The 14,399-nt window shown below is 70.3% G+C and carries 13 protein-coding genes and 1 pseudogene; 9 read left to right on the plus strand and 5 right to left on the minus strand.

Translation table 11 applies throughout. The features are described from left to right. The first annotated feature begins 69 nt into the window (after nucleotides 1-69). From CKO41_RS06040 to CKO41_RS06050, 3 genes are all read left to right on the plus strand, one after another. Nucleotides 70-1,215 carry an anthranilate phosphoribosyltransferase gene (locus CKO41_RS06040; RefSeq protein ID WP_200381547.1) on the plus strand — a complete coding sequence of 382 codons (1,146 nt, stop codon included), beginning with the start codon at nucleotides 70-72 and terminating at the stop codon, nucleotides 1,213-1,215. Between the two features lie 8 nt (nucleotides 1,216-1,223). Further along, complete coding sequence (locus tag CKO41_RS06045) at nucleotides 1,224-1,556, plus strand: Rieske (2Fe-2S) protein (protein WP_200381548.1); 333 nt, start codon at nucleotides 1,224-1,226, stop codon at nucleotides 1,554-1,556. A gap of 323 nt (nucleotides 1,557-1,879) precedes the next feature. Continuing rightward, the gene (locus CKO41_RS06050) at nucleotides 1,880-3,613 is read left to right on the plus strand and encodes an OPT family oligopeptide transporter (RefSeq protein ID WP_200381549.1); all 1,734 of its coding nucleotides are present in this window, start codon (nucleotides 1,880-1,882) and stop codon (nucleotides 3,611-3,613) included. Between the two features lie 354 nt (nucleotides 3,614-3,967). Here CKO41_RS06050 and CKO41_RS06055 read toward each other — a convergent pair whose 3' ends face one another. Beyond that, nucleotides 3,968-4,432, minus strand: a complete 465-nt coding sequence (locus CKO41_RS06055; protein WP_200254336.1) for a bacteriohemerythrin — start codon at nucleotides 4,430-4,432, stop codon at nucleotides 3,968-3,970. 619 nt (nucleotides 4,433-5,051) lie between these two features. Between CKO41_RS06055 and CKO41_RS06060 the strand changes: the two genes are divergently transcribed. The 5 genes from CKO41_RS06060 to CKO41_RS06080 all read left to right on the plus strand — a co-directional run bounded on the left by CKO41_RS06060 (nucleotide 5,052) and on the right by CKO41_RS06080 (nucleotide 8,984). Beyond that, nucleotides 5,052-5,999, plus strand: a complete 948-nt coding sequence (locus tag CKO41_RS06060; protein ID WP_200254334.1) for a serine hydrolase — start codon at nucleotides 5,052-5,054, stop codon at nucleotides 5,997-5,999. 243 nt (nucleotides 6,000-6,242) lie between these two features. Further along, entirely contained in the window at nucleotides 6,243-6,911 is a 669-nt protein-coding gene (locus CKO41_RS06065; protein ID WP_200381550.1) for an ArsR/SmtB family transcription factor, read from the plus strand. Between the two features lie 90 nt (nucleotides 6,912-7,001). After that, nucleotides 7,002-7,358, plus strand: coding sequence for a DsrE/DsrF/TusD sulfur relay family protein (locus tag CKO41_RS06070; protein WP_200381551.1), 357 nt, complete (start codon nucleotides 7,002-7,004; stop codon nucleotides 7,356-7,358). A 115-nt stretch (nucleotides 7,359-7,473) separates the two neighbouring features. After that, the gene (locus tag CKO41_RS06075) at nucleotides 7,474-8,490 is read left to right on the plus strand and encodes a cysteine desulfurase family protein (protein ID WP_200381552.1); all 1,017 of its coding nucleotides are present in this window, start codon (nucleotides 7,474-7,476) and stop codon (nucleotides 8,488-8,490) included. Continuing rightward, a complete protein-coding gene (locus CKO41_RS06080; RefSeq protein WP_200381553.1) occupies nucleotides 8,487-8,984 on the plus strand; it encodes a hypothetical protein in 498 nt (165 codons plus the stop codon). Before CKO41_RS06075 ends, CKO41_RS06080 begins: the two co-directional genes overlap by 4 nt. 191 nt (nucleotides 8,985-9,175) lie before the next feature. Here the strand turns inward: CKO41_RS06080 and CKO41_RS06085 are convergent. Further along, nucleotides 9,176-9,490: pseudogene (locus CKO41_RS06085) on the minus strand (pseudouridine synthase family protein); the annotation flags it as partial. A gap of 303 nt (nucleotides 9,491-9,793) precedes the next feature. Further along, complete coding sequence (locus tag CKO41_RS06090) at nucleotides 9,794-11,620, minus strand: ABCB family ABC transporter ATP-binding protein/permease (protein WP_200381554.1); 1,827 nt, start codon at nucleotides 11,618-11,620, stop codon at nucleotides 9,794-9,796. Between the two features lie 95 nt (nucleotides 11,621-11,715). Between CKO41_RS06090 and CKO41_RS06095 the strand changes: the two genes are divergently transcribed. After that, nucleotides 11,716-12,114 (plus strand): S24 family peptidase, encoded by a 399-nt coding sequence (locus CKO41_RS06095; protein WP_200381555.1) that lies wholly within the window; start codon nucleotides 11,716-11,718, stop codon nucleotides 12,112-12,114. Between the two features lie 58 nt (nucleotides 12,115-12,172). Here CKO41_RS06095 and bamC read toward each other — a convergent pair whose 3' ends face one another. Both bamC and dapA read right to left on the minus strand, forming a co-directional pair. Beyond that, nucleotides 12,173-13,321, minus strand: coding sequence for an NlpB/DapX family lipoprotein (gene bamC, locus CKO41_RS06100; protein ID WP_242464012.1), 1,149 nt, complete (start codon nucleotides 13,319-13,321; stop codon nucleotides 12,173-12,175). Nucleotides 13,322-13,390: 69 nt separating this feature from the next. Beyond that, nucleotides 13,391-14,266 carry a 4-hydroxy-tetrahydrodipicolinate synthase gene (gene dapA, locus CKO41_RS06105; RefSeq protein WP_200251733.1) on the minus strand — a complete coding sequence of 292 codons (876 nt, stop codon included), beginning with the start codon at nucleotides 14,264-14,266 and terminating at the stop codon, nucleotides 13,391-13,393. Between the last annotated feature and the right edge of the window lie 133 nt (nucleotides 14,267-14,399).

The following is a 14,399-nucleotide window of genomic DNA, read 5'->3' on the forward strand; positions in this document are numbered from 1 at the left end:
TCACGCGCCCCCACCGTTGCGCGGCAGACGCGACCGACAATGACCCCGACGGGACGAGGGAGACCAACGATGACCCACTCCGCGCACCACTCCGCCGGCCAGGCCGGAGGTGCCCCCGACGATGCGCGCTGGACGATGCGCTCGATCCTCCAGCGCATCGCGACCGGCCCCACCCTCAGCAAGGACATCTCGCACGATGAGGCGCAGCTGGCGATGGAGGCGATCCTCGCCGAACGGGTCGATCCGGTCCAGGCCGGGATCTTCCTGATCGCGTTGCGGATGAAGCGCGAGACCGACGACGAGCTGAAGGGCATCCTGGACGCGATCCGCGCGACGACCCATTCGGTCACCGCCGACGTCGACGAGGTCGTCGACATCGCCGACCCCTACGACGGCTACAACCGCTGCCTGCCGGCGGCACCCTTCGTACCGGCCGTCCTCGCCGCCTGCGAGGTGCCGGCCGTGACCCACGGCCTCGATCGAGTCGGCCCCAAATTCGGCGTCACCCACCGCCACGTCCTGGCCGCCGCCGGCGTGCCGGTCGACCTCGCCCCGGAGGAGGCCGCGGCGCGCCTCGCCGACCCCGGACTCGGCTGGACCTACCTCGATCAGCGCGCCTTCAACCCGGCGCTGCACGGCCTGATCCACCTGCGCACGACCATCGTCAAGCGCCAGGCGATCACGACGACCGAGGTCCTCGCCAAGCCGATCCTCGGGCGGCGCCGCACCCACTACGTCACCGGCTACGTGCACAAGCCCTACCCGCGCATCTACGCACTGCTGGCCCGCCACGTCGGCTTCGACTCGGCGCTGCTCGTGCGCGGCGTCGAGGGCGGCATCGTGCCGTCGCTGCGCCAGCCCGGCGTCTGCGTCGGCTACCAGCACAGGGGCGAGGAGCAGACCTACGACATCGACCCGACGGCCCTCGGCATCGAACAGGTCGTGCGCTCGGTGCCCCTGCCCGACGACCTGCCGCAGACGACGCGCCCGGGCGACGAGATCGCCGTGGCCGTCGACGTCGGCGCCACCGCACAGGCCGCCGCCCGCGCCGGGCTTGCGGCCCTCGGCGGCGCCAAGGGACCGACCTACGACAGCCTCGTCTTCAGCGCGGCGCTGATCCTCTGGCACCTCGGGCGCAGCGACTCGCTGCGCGCCGCCGCCGAGCGGGTCCGGGCGGTCTTGGACAGCGGCGCGGCCGCCGAGCGGATCCGCTAGGGGGCGCGATGGACAGCCCCTTCGTCGCGGTCGCCCGGGCGGCCGATATCCCATCGGGTGGCTTCACCAAGGTCGAGATCGCCGGGCGCGCCTTCCTCGTCGCCCACGTCGGCGAGGACTGGTACGCGGTCGAGGACCTGTGCAGCCACGAGGACTTCCCCCTCTCCTACGGCTGCCTCGAGGGCGGGCGCATCAAGTGCTCGCTTCACGGCAGCCGCTTCGACCTGAAGAGCGGCCGGCCGCTCGAAGAGCCGGCCGATACGCCGATCGCGACCTACCGGGTCGCGCTCGCCGACGGCCAAGTCTGGCTCGACCCGACGGCGCCGACGAACCGAGGCTGACCGCGGACGCCGGCCCGCGCCGGATCGCCGGCAAGCCGGCTCCCACGCCGAGAACGTAGGGCGGGAAAGCGCAGCGCATCCCGCCATTCACGGGTCTAGATCGTCGCGCACACCGCGACAGCCCCCATCGGCCGCGTGAGGCGATGATGTTGTGGATGAGGGGAGGCGGGGTCGCGAGCGCGGGGGGCGCGCTGCGCAAACTACGCGGCTTCGGCAGCGGCGGGGGCGCTTCATCAGCGGCGGGATGCGCTTCGCTTTCCCGCCCTACGCCTGACAAGCCCATCGGCCTTCAAAAAGGCCGCCCGGGCTGGCAGGATGGGCCGATGTCGCAGCGCCACCTGACCATCCGCGCCATCGCCACCGGGGTCCTCTTCGGCGCCCTGCTGACGCCGTGCAACGTCTACTCCGGGCTCAAGATCGGCTGGTCGTTCAACATCTCGATCATCGCCCTGCTGCTCGGCGCCGGCCTCTGGGGCCTGCTCGCGCGCCTGGGCCTGGCCCGGGCACTCACCCGCGGCGAGGGCAACATCGCCCAGACGGCCGCCTCCTCGTCGGCCAACATCATCTCCGGCGGCCTGGTCGCGCCGATCCCGGCCCTAGCGATCCTCACAGGTGCGAACCTGCCGGCGCCGCAACTGATCGCCTGGGTCTTCGTCGTCAGCTTCCTCGGCATCTGGGTCGCCTGGTACCTGCGCGACTCACTCCTCCTGCGCTCGGGCCTGCCCTTCCCGACCGGGCGGGCGACCGCCGAGACCCTGCTCGAGATCTTCAACGAGGGGCGCGAGGCCGCGCTGAAGCTGCGCGTGCTGCTGACCGCCACGGCCGTCGCCGGCACCCTCAAATGGCTCGACAGCGGCCCGCTCGCGCTACCGCGCCCCAGCCTCGGCTTCACGCTGCCGGCCGGCGGCGCCTTGGTCGGCCACGGTGGCATCACGGCCAAGAACCTGACCTTCACCCTCGACCCGTCGCTGATGCTGGCCGGCTTCGGCGCCATCATCGGCCCGCGCGCCGGCCTCTCGCTGCTCATCGGGGCCATCGTCGCCTGGGGCCTGCTCGGCCCCTGGGGCCTCGCCGCCGGCTTCATCACCCCGGGGCCGGCCGACCCGAGCGCGAGCTGGTTCCCGGCGATGATCGAGTGGCTCCTCTGGCCCGGGGTCTCGCTGATGGTCGCCTCGGCCCTGACCAAGTTCGCGCTGCACGCGCTCGGCACGCACCGCCGGGGCGCCGCCGTCCCCGGCCCGACGCGCGACGGCGCCGCCCGGTGGCGCCTGCTCGGCCTCGGCCTCGCGAGCGCCCTGGTCGTCATCGCCCAGGTGGGCATCTTCGGCATCCACTGGGTCATCGCGACGCTCGCGGTGCCGATCGCCTTCCTGCTCGCGATGGTCGCCTCACGCGTCGTCGGGGAGACCGGCATCCCGCCGATCGGCGCGATCGGCAAGGTCTCGCAACTCGGCACCGGCGTCACGGCCCCGGGCGACATGACCTCGAACCTGATCGGCGCCAACGTCGCCGGCGGCGCCGCCGGGCAGAGCGCCGACCTCCTCAACGACCTCAAGGTCGGCCAGGCGATCGGCGCCCCGCCCGAGCGCCAGATCATCGCCCAGGTCTTCGGTGTGGCGACCGGCAGCCTGGTCGGCAGCCTCGTCTACCTGCGCCTGATCCCGGACCCGGGGGCGATGTTGATCACGGAGGAGTGGCCGGCCCCGGCGGTCGCGACCTGGAAGGTCGTCGCCGAGACCCTGAGCGCGGGCCTCGGGTCGATCCCGGCGAGCGCCCTCGCGGCGGTCGCCGTCGCCGGCACGCTCGGCATCGTCATCTCGATCCTCGAGCACCGCCACGGCGCCCGGTGGCTACCGAGCATGCCCGCCGTCGGCCTGGCGATGGTGATCCCCGCCTCGCTCTCGTTGACCATGTGCCTCGGCAGCCTGATCGGCGCCCTGCTGACGCGCTGGCGGACCTCCCTCGCCGAGCGCTTCCTGATTGCCGCCGCCTCGGGCCTGATCGCCGGCGAGAGCCTGGCCGGGGTCGGGCGCGCCCTGCTCGGGATCCTCGAGTGAGCGCGTCGGCGAGGCGACCGAGACACGACGCCCACCGGCCCAGCCCAGCACTGGAGGTGCGGCTTCAGCCGCAGGCAGGCTAGGGCAAGACGGCAGAATTCCCGAGACCGCGCGTCGCTGCCTGCAATCCCCCGCGTGGCGCGCGGTAGGAGCCCGCATCAGAGGGCGACATGAACGCGGTCTCGGTATTCTGGAGCGAGGCACTAGGGCCGTGGGCGCGTTGCGTTGCGGCTGAAGCCGCACCTACAGCGAATCGGTCGGCAGCCCCCGCGACGAACACACGAGCTTGGGCTAGTAACCCGACATCGGTAACCGATCGGTCGCCGAGTCGTGCCGCTTGTCGTGGAATCCTTCCTAGGTGTCGTTCGGACTCTTCGCCGGCCGCGCCAAGGGCGTCACGGTGCCGCCGGCCGCCGGGGCGCCGGCCTTGACGTGCAGCGCGTACAAGACATCCTCGTCGGCGATGTGGTCGATCAGCCAATCCTGGGTGATGTCGAGGGCCCGATCGGCCAGGCCCTGGCTGGGGCCGATCAGCGTCAGATCCTGCTCCAGCTCCTCCAGGCGCAGGAAGAAGGCGACGTGCTCCTTCATGTGCGCATCGAGCCCCGGGTAGGCGTGGCGACGCATGAAGGCCTCCTCGGTCTTGAAATGCCGCTCGGCATAGCCCCGCATGAAGGCGACCACCTCGGCGACGACCTCTTTTCCCTTGAAATCCACGATGGCCTCGTAGAGGCGATGCGCCGCATCGAAGAACCCCTGGTGCTGCTCGTCGATCTCGGCGATGCCGATCCGATACGCGTCCGACCACTCTTTCAACATTGTGCCACTGTGCCTCGAATCTCAGTCACCGCCCGGCGCGTCACGATGACGGCCGCTCGCCAAGGCAGCGAGGCTAGCACGACCGTGCCCCAGCTCCAACCAACTCGGCGACAAGGCAAATCCGTTCCGATCAGCGAACGCACACAGACGCGGCGACCGACGGGGCCCGCTGGGCGCTCCGGACGGCGGACCACCCATCGCCGGCAAGCCGCCCCTTACGGGCGCAGCCAGGTCGGGTTACGCCCCGAGGGCCAACCCTACCGCCCGGCAAATGACAGCACGGCCTCGGCGGGGCTGCGTTGCCGGCCACCCTGCGCCACCCCGGATGCTGCTCGCCGCCCCGTTGGAGAGCGCCCGACAAGTCGCTCGCAAAGACGGTCGGCTGATCCAGGAAAAACCTTGCCACACCATGGCTTGCTGCCTAAACTTCATCATCGCCGAAATCGACGGATAGTGACGCGCTGGAATCCGTCGCGACACGGCGGGCACCACGCCGACGGCGGCGTCCCGACGAACCTCCCGCCCCCGTCGACGAAACCCACGAAGAATCAGACGGATCGCCGTCGTCCACAGCATCGCCAAACAGCCGAGGCGCCGACGGCGAAGGGGCAGACAGATCATGGCAGAGCCGGACAAGGCGACAACCGACGGGCCGAACGTCGACGAGCGATTCTCGACGACACGGCGCGACCTCCTGACCGGCGCCGCCGCACTCGGCCTCCTGTGGGTCGCGCCCTCGCTGCCGGTCGCCGCACAGCCCACCGCCTCGCTCGAGGCCCAGGTCAACGACTACATTCAACGACTGCGTCGCCAAGGCAAGATCAGCAGCGACGAACGCACCGCCTGGTCCGTGTACGACTTCACCCGCAGCGCCAAACTCGTCTCGATCAACGAGGAGACGCCCCTGCAAGCCGCCAGCATGATCAAGCCCTTCATCGCGCTGGCCTACTTCTACCTGGTCGAGAGTTCCGGTGGCCGGATCCGCTACACGAGCGAGATCCGCCGGCTGATGGAACACATGATCTGCCACAGCAACAACTGGGCGACCAACCGCCTCATCGACCTCGTCAGCCAACACAGCTACGGCCGCGGCGCCCAAGACGTCGAGCGCGTGCTCAAGAACAACGCCGCCGGCATCTTCCAGCAGACGCGCATCGTCGAGCGCATCCCGAACGGCGGGCGCACCTACCGCAACCTCGCCTCCGCCCGCGACTACAGCCGCTTCCTCTGGGCGCTCTGGAACGACCGCCTGCCCTACGCCGGCGAGTTGCGCGACCTGATGGCGCTCCCCAATCGCGACCGCATGGCCCGCAGCGTGGCCACCATCCCAGACTCGGTGCGCGTCTACCACAAGACGGGCTCCACCGCCCACCTATGCGGCGACATGGGCATCATCGAGGCACACGACCGCAACGGCCGCCGCTACCCCTACACCTTCATCGGCATCATCCAGAAGACGAACCGCGCCAACTCCTACGGCACCTGGATCTCCTCGCGCGGCAACGTCATCCGCCAGGTCTCGGACATCGTCTACCGCGCCATGCGCGCACAGCACCAGCTCGTCTGACCGACCCGGCCGCGGCCGAAGCCGTCGGTCGTCTGGCGGCGGCCCAAGGTCGCACGGCGGGCCGCAGACCGTACGCCGGGCTCATGCCCGACCGGGCCGATCGGCGTCGGACAGCACCTGGTCAGCACTCCCCGCCGGCCGGCCGCGGAGATTCGGGTCAACGCCCCGCGTGGTGCCGTTGGCGGAGGACGTGCTTGGCCAACATTCCAAAACTATTTGGAATGCGCGAATGAACAAACCGCAATGAACAAACCGCAGATCAAGGCGTTGCTCTATGAGCAAGTCGCTCGGATCAGTAAGGCGTTGTCGAGCCCGAAGCGGCTGGAATTGCTGGAGTTGCTGGCGCAGGGCGAGAAGACGGTGGAGTCCCTGGCGCGCGAATCTGGCGACGATGTCAAGCTGGTCAGCGCCCATCTGAAGGCGCTTCGGGAGGCGCGGTTGGTCGTGGCCCGGCGCGCGGGCCGTTTCATGGTCTACCGCGCGAGCGGGGCCGATGTCGGCGCCTTGCTGGCGACCCTGCGCGACGTTGCCGAGACCCATCTGGTGGAGCTTCGGCTGGCCCTGGCGCAACTGATCGACGCCGAGGCGCAGCTGACCGGGGTCTCCCGCGAGCAGTTGCTGGAGCAGGCCCAGCGGGGCGAGGTACTGGTGCTCGACGTGCGCCCGGAGACCGAGTATCGCAGCGCCCACCTGCCCCATGCGCGCTCGATACCGCTCGATGAGCTAGAAGACCGGCTGGAGACCTTGCCGGCCGATGTCCCGATCGTCGCCTATTGCCGTGGGCCGTTCTGTCTGATGTCCGAACAGGCCGTGGCCTTGTTGCGCACACGGGGCTTTCGCGCCGCCCGCATCGAGGACGGCGTCAACGAATGGCTGGCGCACGGCCTGTCCGTCGAGCGACTGGAGGCATAGGCCGCGCTCGACGGCCACATCGCCACCAGTCGTTTCCGCGCCGTCGGCAACGGCCATCACCCGCCACAGCCGGATAGGAGAGGGGCGACCATGAGCATCCTGATCATTCTCAACCGCGAGCCCTACGACAACACGGACGTCACCTGGAACGCGTTGCGCCTAGCCAAGACCCTGACCGATCAGGGCCAGGGCGTGCGTATCTTCTTGATGAACGACGCGGTCGATCTGGCGCGCGATGCCTGCAAGGCGCCGGAGCACTACGACCAGGATCTCTCCCAGATGCTCAAGGAGCTGATCGGGCGCGGGGTGCCGGTGCAGGTGTGCGGCACCTGCATGGCGCGCTGCGGGATCTACAAGAATCACCCCTATTTCGCGGGTGCCGAGTCCTCCACCATGGCCGCGTTGGCCGAGTGGGTGGTCGACAGCGACAAGGTGCTGACCTTCTGAACGAGCGGCGGGCGATGCCGACGAGGCGTCTAGTCCTGAGGCATCGCGAGGGGCACCGGGACGCCGCCCGCGTTGGTTCGAACCGCAGGCCCCTGACGAACGACAGGCCACGGTGATGTCAGACATCGTCTATCTCGACCACAACGCCACCACGCCGGTCGCGCCACAGGTGCTGGAGGCCATGCTGCCCTGGCTGCGTGAGGGCTTCGGCAACCCGACGAGCGCGCATCCCCCTGGGCGGGCCGCGCGGGACGCGCTGGCGCGGGCGCAGGTCGCCGCGCTGATCGGCGCCGCGCCCGCGGAGACCCTCTTCACGGCCTCGGCGACCGAGGCGAACAACCTGGCCCTGCTCGGCGCGGCGCAGGCGCTCGCCGCCGCGCTGCGCCCGGACACAGTGCTGGTGTCGATCATGCACGCCAACAACGAGGTCGGGACCATCCAGCCGATCGCCGAGCTGGCGGCGCTCGCGCGGGTCCGGGGCGCCCTCTTCCACTGCGACGCCGCCCAGTCGGCCGGGAAGATCCAGGTCGATGTCGACGCGCTCGGCGTAGACCTGCTGACGCTCGCGGGGCACAAGTTTCGCGCGCCCAAGGGTATCGGTGCCCTGTATCGGCGCACCGGCACACCGCTCGCGCCCATCCTCTTCGGCGCCGCACAGGAGGGCGGGCTGCGCCCCGGCACCGAGAACATCCCCTATGCCGTGGGGCTCGGCGCAGCGGCGGCCTTGGCGGCCGCCCACCTGCCGGCGCTCGCCGAACGGCTCGTCGGCCAGCGCGACCGCCTGCATGCCGAGCTGGCGGCAGCCATCTCCGGCCTGTCGCTCAATGGCCATCGCGCCGAGCGATTGCCCAACACGCTGAGCCTGGCCTTCCCAGAGGTCACCGGTGCTGCCCTGCTGGCCCGCACCCCGGTCCTGGCCGCCTCGCTCGGTTCGGCCTGTCACGCCGGGGAGGCCACCGTCAGCGGGGTCCTGGCCGCGATGGGGCTGGCACCGGCGCGGGCGCTCGGGACGGTGCGTCTGAGCCTGGGCGCCGAGACGACCGGTGCCGAACTCGCCACCGCCGCGGCAGCGCTCATCGCCGCCTGGCGGGCGCTGACCGGGCGCGCCGAGGCCACCTCGTCACCGCGATGAGCGACGCCCGCGCCAACGCGGCGACTCCCCCGGAGGAGCGGGATCTGTGGCCGTCGCCGGGCTATCACCGCCAGGTCGAGCGGCTGCGCGCCGCGGTCGGCGAGACCATCTACCTGGTCGAGCTGATCGAGAGCGCCATCCAGCTCGGCGTGCATATCGGCGCCACGCCCCACGAACTGCTCGGGGTCATCGACTTCCCACGCCCAGACCCCTCGCGCGGGCTGGCCCCGCACCTGCTCCTGCTCGATGATGGCCGCGGGGTGAATCTCGGACGCATCGCCCGCGTCAGCCGCCGGCCGTTCGACCCGGCCCCGACGGATCTGCTCTATCTCGACCGAGCCGCGCACGAGCACCTGCTCTTCGCGCAGCGGCGCCTATCGCCCGCGTTCATCGCGGAACGCACCCGGCTCGCTCTGGGCGCCTGTCTCGGCCAGGTGGCCTCCGAGGACGCCCCGCGGCTCGCCGACGCGCGCCGCGACGACCCGAAGACCTGATGAGGGGACCTTGAGCGATCGCCTCGCCGACTGCCACGCCCGGTACGCGACCCCGCGCGGCGCCCGGATGGAGGATCAGGAGCGACGCCTGATGCTCAGGCGCCTCGCCCTGCCGCCTGGCGCACCCGTGCTCGACCTGGGCTGCGGCACCGGTATCAGGGCGCGCGCCGCAACCCGCCGACCTCAGAGCCTCAATCCGGCCCCCGCACCTCGAGCAACCGGGACTCCCCGGGCAAGAGCCCATCGAGCCCCCAGCGCCCCACCGCGACCCGCACGAGGCGCACGAGGCGCACGAGGCGCACGAGGCGCAGCGTCGGCAACCCGACCGCGGCCGTCATCCGCCGCACCTGGCGATTGCGCCCCTCGCGGATCGCGATCTCGATCCAGGCAGTCGGGATCTGCCGGCGAAAGCGCACCGGCGGATCCCGTGGCCAGAGCGCGGGCTCCGCGAACGGGCGGACCCGCGCCGGGCGCGTCGGACCATCGTTCAACTCCACCCCGCGCCGCTCGAGCCCGTAGGTCGGGTTAGCCCCCGCGGGGGCGTAACCCGACGGCCGACACCGTGGCGCCCTCTGAGGCCCCTGTCGGGTTACGGCGCGCACGGGCATGTTCTTTGTCGGCGACCGCCGTGCCGGCGCGCCTCACCCGACGGTCCTGGCTGGTGATCAGGGCTCACGTAAAGCACCGGTGCGGCTTCAGCCGCAACACCATCCGCCCGGGCCGTGGCCTTTGTGCGGCTGAAGCCGCACCTACAGCGAATGGCCCGTGCGCCGCGTCGGGTTGCGCTGCGACTAACCCGACGTACGACTTCACTCGGCGAGCGGCTTGGCCAGACGGGTCGGGTCGGTCGCTTGGTGTTCGCGCAGTTGGAGTTCCCACATGGCCGCGTAACGGCCGGCGGCGGCGAGGAGTTCGCGGTGGGTGCCCTGCTCGACGATGCGCCCGCCGTCCATGACCAGGATGCGGTCGGCGTCGACGACGGTCGAGAGCCGGTGGGCGATGACGAGCGTCGTGTGGTTGGCCGCGACCTCGGCGAGGGTCTGCTGGATGGCCTGCTCGGTGTGGCTGTCGAGCGAGGAGGTCGCCTCGTCGAAGACCAGGATCCGCGGCTGCTTGAGGATGGCCCGGGCGATCGCGACGCGCTGTTTCTCGCCGCCCGAGAGCTTCAGCCCCCGTTCGCCGACGACCGTCTCCCAGCCCTGCGGCAGCGACTCGATGAAGGCGCGGATGTGGGCCATCTCGGCGGCACGCTCGATCTCCGCGCGGCTCGCGCCCGGGCGGCCGTAGGCCAGGTTGAACCAGATGCTGTCGTTGAAGAGGACCGTGTCCTGCGGGACGATGCCGATCGCCGCGCGCAGGCTCGCCTGGGTGACGTCGCGGATGTCCTGGCCGTCGATCAGGATGCGCCCGCCGGCGACATCGTAGAAGCGGTACAGCAGTCGCGCCAAGGTCGACTTGCCGGCCCCGCTGTGGCCGACGACGGCGACCTTGGCGCCGGGCGCGATCCTGAAGTCGACGCCATGCAGGATCGGTCGCTCGGGCTGGTAGTGGAAGTCGACCCGCTCGAAGCGGACCTCGCCGCCGGCGAGCGCGAGGGGGCTCGCCGCGGGGCGATCGGTGATCTCGGGGGTGCGCTCGAGCAGCTTGAAGACCAGGTCCATGTCGGCCAGCGCGTACTTGATCTGGCGGTAGACGATGCCGAGGAAGCCGAGCGGGATGAAGAGTTGGAGCAGGAAGGCGTTGACCAGGACCAGGTCGCCGATCGTCATCTCCCCGGCGACGACCGACCGGGCGGCGAAGATCATGATCGCGGTCACGCCGACGGCGATGATCGCGCCCTGGCCGAAGTTCAGCAGCGACATCGAGCCCTGGCTCTTGACCGCCATCTCCTCCCAGTGCCCGAGGGTGCTGTCGTAGCGCTCCAGCTCCATGCCTTCGTTGCCGAAGTACTTGACCGTCTCGTAGTTGATCAGGCTGTCGAAGGCCTGGGAGTTGGCGCGCGAGTCGAGCCGGTTCATCTGGCGGCGGTAGTCCATCCGCCACTCGGTGATCGCGAAGGTGAAGGCGGCGTAGATGACGACGGTGACGAAGGTCACCAGCGTGAAGATCAGCGCGTACTGGGTCAGCAGGATCGCGACGACCAGCGAGAGCTCGACCAGGACCGGGATGACGCTGAAGACCAGGTAGTTGAGGATGGTTGCGACCGAGCGGGTACCGCGTTCGAGGTCGCGGCTGATGGCGCCGCTCTGGCGCTCCAGGTGGTAGCGCAGCGAGAGCCGGTGCAGGTGGGCGAGCACCCGGGTCGAGAGGCGGCGCATCGCCCGGTAGCGCACCCGGGCGAAGACCACGTCGCGCAGTTCGGTGAAGAGGGCGGAGGAGAGCTTGAGGGCGCCGTAGCCGAGCAGCAGGCCGAGCGGCAGGATCAGCGCCTGCGCCTCGGCGGTGTCGAAGCCGTCGATGATCGCCTTGAGCGTCAGCGGCACCCCGACATTCGCGAGCTTCGCCAGCACCAGGCACGCGAGCGCCAGGGCCGCCCGACCGCGGAACTCCCAGAGGTAGGGCAACATCGCACGCAGGTTGTGCCAGTCGCGGCGGTCGGCGTGGATGCCGTGGGTGGCTGGCGGCGGCTTCAGCATGGCAATGGCCCTGGCTCGTTTGCGATCATGACGTCCTGCGCGGGCGCGGCGCGCACCGCCACCCCCGCCCTGCCACCCCCGACGAGGAAACGCCGATGTCCGAACCCGCCACCGAACGCCCGCCGCTGGAAGGCCCCGGGTGCAGCCTCCACGAGCCCTTCGCGCTCCAGGTCCTGGGCGACGAGATGGAACCCGAATTGCCCGATCGCTGCGTGATCATCGTCGAGCCGACCGATCGTTGCCGCGACGGGATGTTCGTCTTCGTCGAGGTCGAGGGCGTGCGCTGGCTGCGCCAGTACCGGCACGACGCCGACGGTGAGCGGCTCGTCGCCTGCAATCCGCTCTATCCGCAGATCGATCTGAAAGGGCTGGAGTGGCAGGTGCTGGGGGTGGTCATCCAGCGCAACATCCGCCGGCAGGTCAAACACTACAGGTATACGGCCGAGCCCGAGGCGGACCCGGGCGGGATGACGGACGCCACGGGCAGCGCCTGAGGACGCCAAGGGGGCGGCGCCCCGACCGCCAAGCGGCCGGGGCCGACACTGCCCGGCCTCAGTGGATCTCTTCCTGGAGCAGGCGAAGGATGCGCTCGGCCGTTTCGGACTGCTCGCGCCGCCCGGCGGCGTCGAGGACGGTCACCCGCGTCTCCTCGCCGCTGCCGACCAGCTTCACCTGATACTTGGCGACCCCGTCCTCGCCCTCGCCGCGCCAGAACGCAAGCTTGGAGACGAAGCCCTTCTTCTCGGGCGCCTTGTCCGTGTCGGCGTAGCGCACGAAGAAGACGCCGTTGGTGTAGTCCTGGTCCTCGACGGCGAAGCCGACCCGATCAAGGGCGAGCCCCGCCACCCGCCAGGCGCGGCGGAATTCCTCGGCGATGACCAGTTCCGGACCTCCGGTGCCGGCGACCAACCGCGCGAGCGAGGGCTCCTGCGCGCCCTGGGCGATCATCCGCTTGGCACCCTGCTCGCTGACGCCGAGATAGATCATCAGCCGGCGCAGCATCTCGGCTTCTTTATCCGGGTCGCTGCCGGCCGGCTCCCAAATGGTGTTGGCCCCCTCGCCGGCGGTATTGCGCACCAGCCGCTCCTCCATACCCCGATGGGTCAGGTAGAGATCGGTCGTACCGCTCGTGAGCCCAGGCTCGATGCGCACGCGGTATTGGTCGCGCGTCGAGGTCGCATAGAGACCGTCGACGACCTTGCGCAGCGCGTTGGTGACGAAGTCCCGGCGGATCTCGGCGCGGTTGTCGAGCCAGTCGGTGCGCATGGTGCCGGTCGTCGGGTCCTGGTCGACCAGCAGGATGCCCTGCTCGCGCCAAAAGGCGACGACCTTCGGCCAGACCTGTTGCGGGCTGGCCTCGACCTCGAGCCAGCGGTTGCCACCCTCGCGACGCAGCTCGACGCCCTTGACCTCGGGCAGCACGGCGCCGCTCGTGGTCGCGGCCATCTGCTGGCGGCGGCTGCGCTGGCCCTCGAACTCCGAGTAGGTCGTCGCGCCGCCGCCCGCCGCGGGGATGTCGAGGGCGTCGTCGAAGGTCGACGTCGTCAGATCCGGCGGGATCTCGAGGTTCTCGGCGGCCTCTTGCTGGCGCTTGTAGGCCAGACGCTGGTCGGGGGCGATATTCTTCAACTCGGACGAGCCGCAGCCGGCCAGCAGCAGTCCGATGAGCATCAGGGCCCCCAGTCGGTGCGGTTTGCGCATGGATTTCGTTGAATCCTCGTAAGGAGAGAATGCCATTGCCCGCCACGGGCAGGGGCCGGGTGGCCCGGGTCAGATCACCCCGGCCTGGGCCATCGCCTCGCGCACCTGGGGTTCGAGGTCCTCAGGCAGCCAGATCAACGGCAGTCGGATACCGGTCGGCGCCAAACCGAGCTCGGCCATCGCCCATTTTACGGGGATCGGGTTCGCCAGCACAAAGAGCTTGCGGTGTAGACCGTCGAGCCGGGCGTCGATCTCCTCGGCCGCGGCGCGATCGCCGGCGAGGGCGGCGTCGCAGAGGGCGCGCATCGCGCGCGGGGCGACGTTCGCCGTGACCGAGATGACCCCATCGCCGCCGCGCAGCAGGAACTCGCAGCCGGTCGCGTCGTCCCCGCTGTAGAGGGCGAACCCCGATCCACAGAGTTCGCGCAGCCGCGGGACGCGCTCCAGGTCGCCGGTCGCCTCCTTGATGCCGACGATGTTCGGCACCTCGGCGAGGCGCGCGACCGTCTCGGGCAACAGGTCGCAGGCCGTGCGGCCCGGCACGTTGTAGAGGATCTGCGGGATGTCGACGGCCTCGGCGACCGCCTTGTGATGGCGGTAGAGGCCCTCCTGGGGCGGCTTATTGTAATAGGGTGTGACGAGGAGCGCCGCATCGGCGCCGGCCGCCTTGGCACAGGCGGTGAGGTGGATCGCCTCGCGCGTGTCGTTGGCGCCGGTACCGGCGATGACCGGCAGGCGCCCGGCCGCGTACTCGACGGTGCGGCGGATGACCTCGCAGTGCTCGCGGGCATCGAGGGTCGCCGACTCGCCCGTGGTGCCGACCGAGACGATCGCCGAGGTGCCCTGCTCGACATGGAAATCCACCAACCGGCGCAGGCTCTCCTCGGCGACGGTCCCGTCTGGGTGCATCGGCGTGATCAGGGCCACGATACTGCCGCGAAACATGGCTTGGACTCCCAAGTCGCAAAACTGCATGTTAGCTTGGGCCATTCGCGAGTGACAACCCGCGCCGACCGGCCGCCCAAGCCGGATCCGTGCTGAACAGCGGGAGAGTTCAGACGAGGCGGAGCGGCGGCTT

Origin of the sequence: Thiococcus pfennigii (assembly GCF_016583835.1) — a bacterium.
Lineage (GTDB): Bacteria > Pseudomonadota > Gammaproteobacteria > Chromatiales > Chromatiaceae > Thiococcus > Thiococcus pfennigii.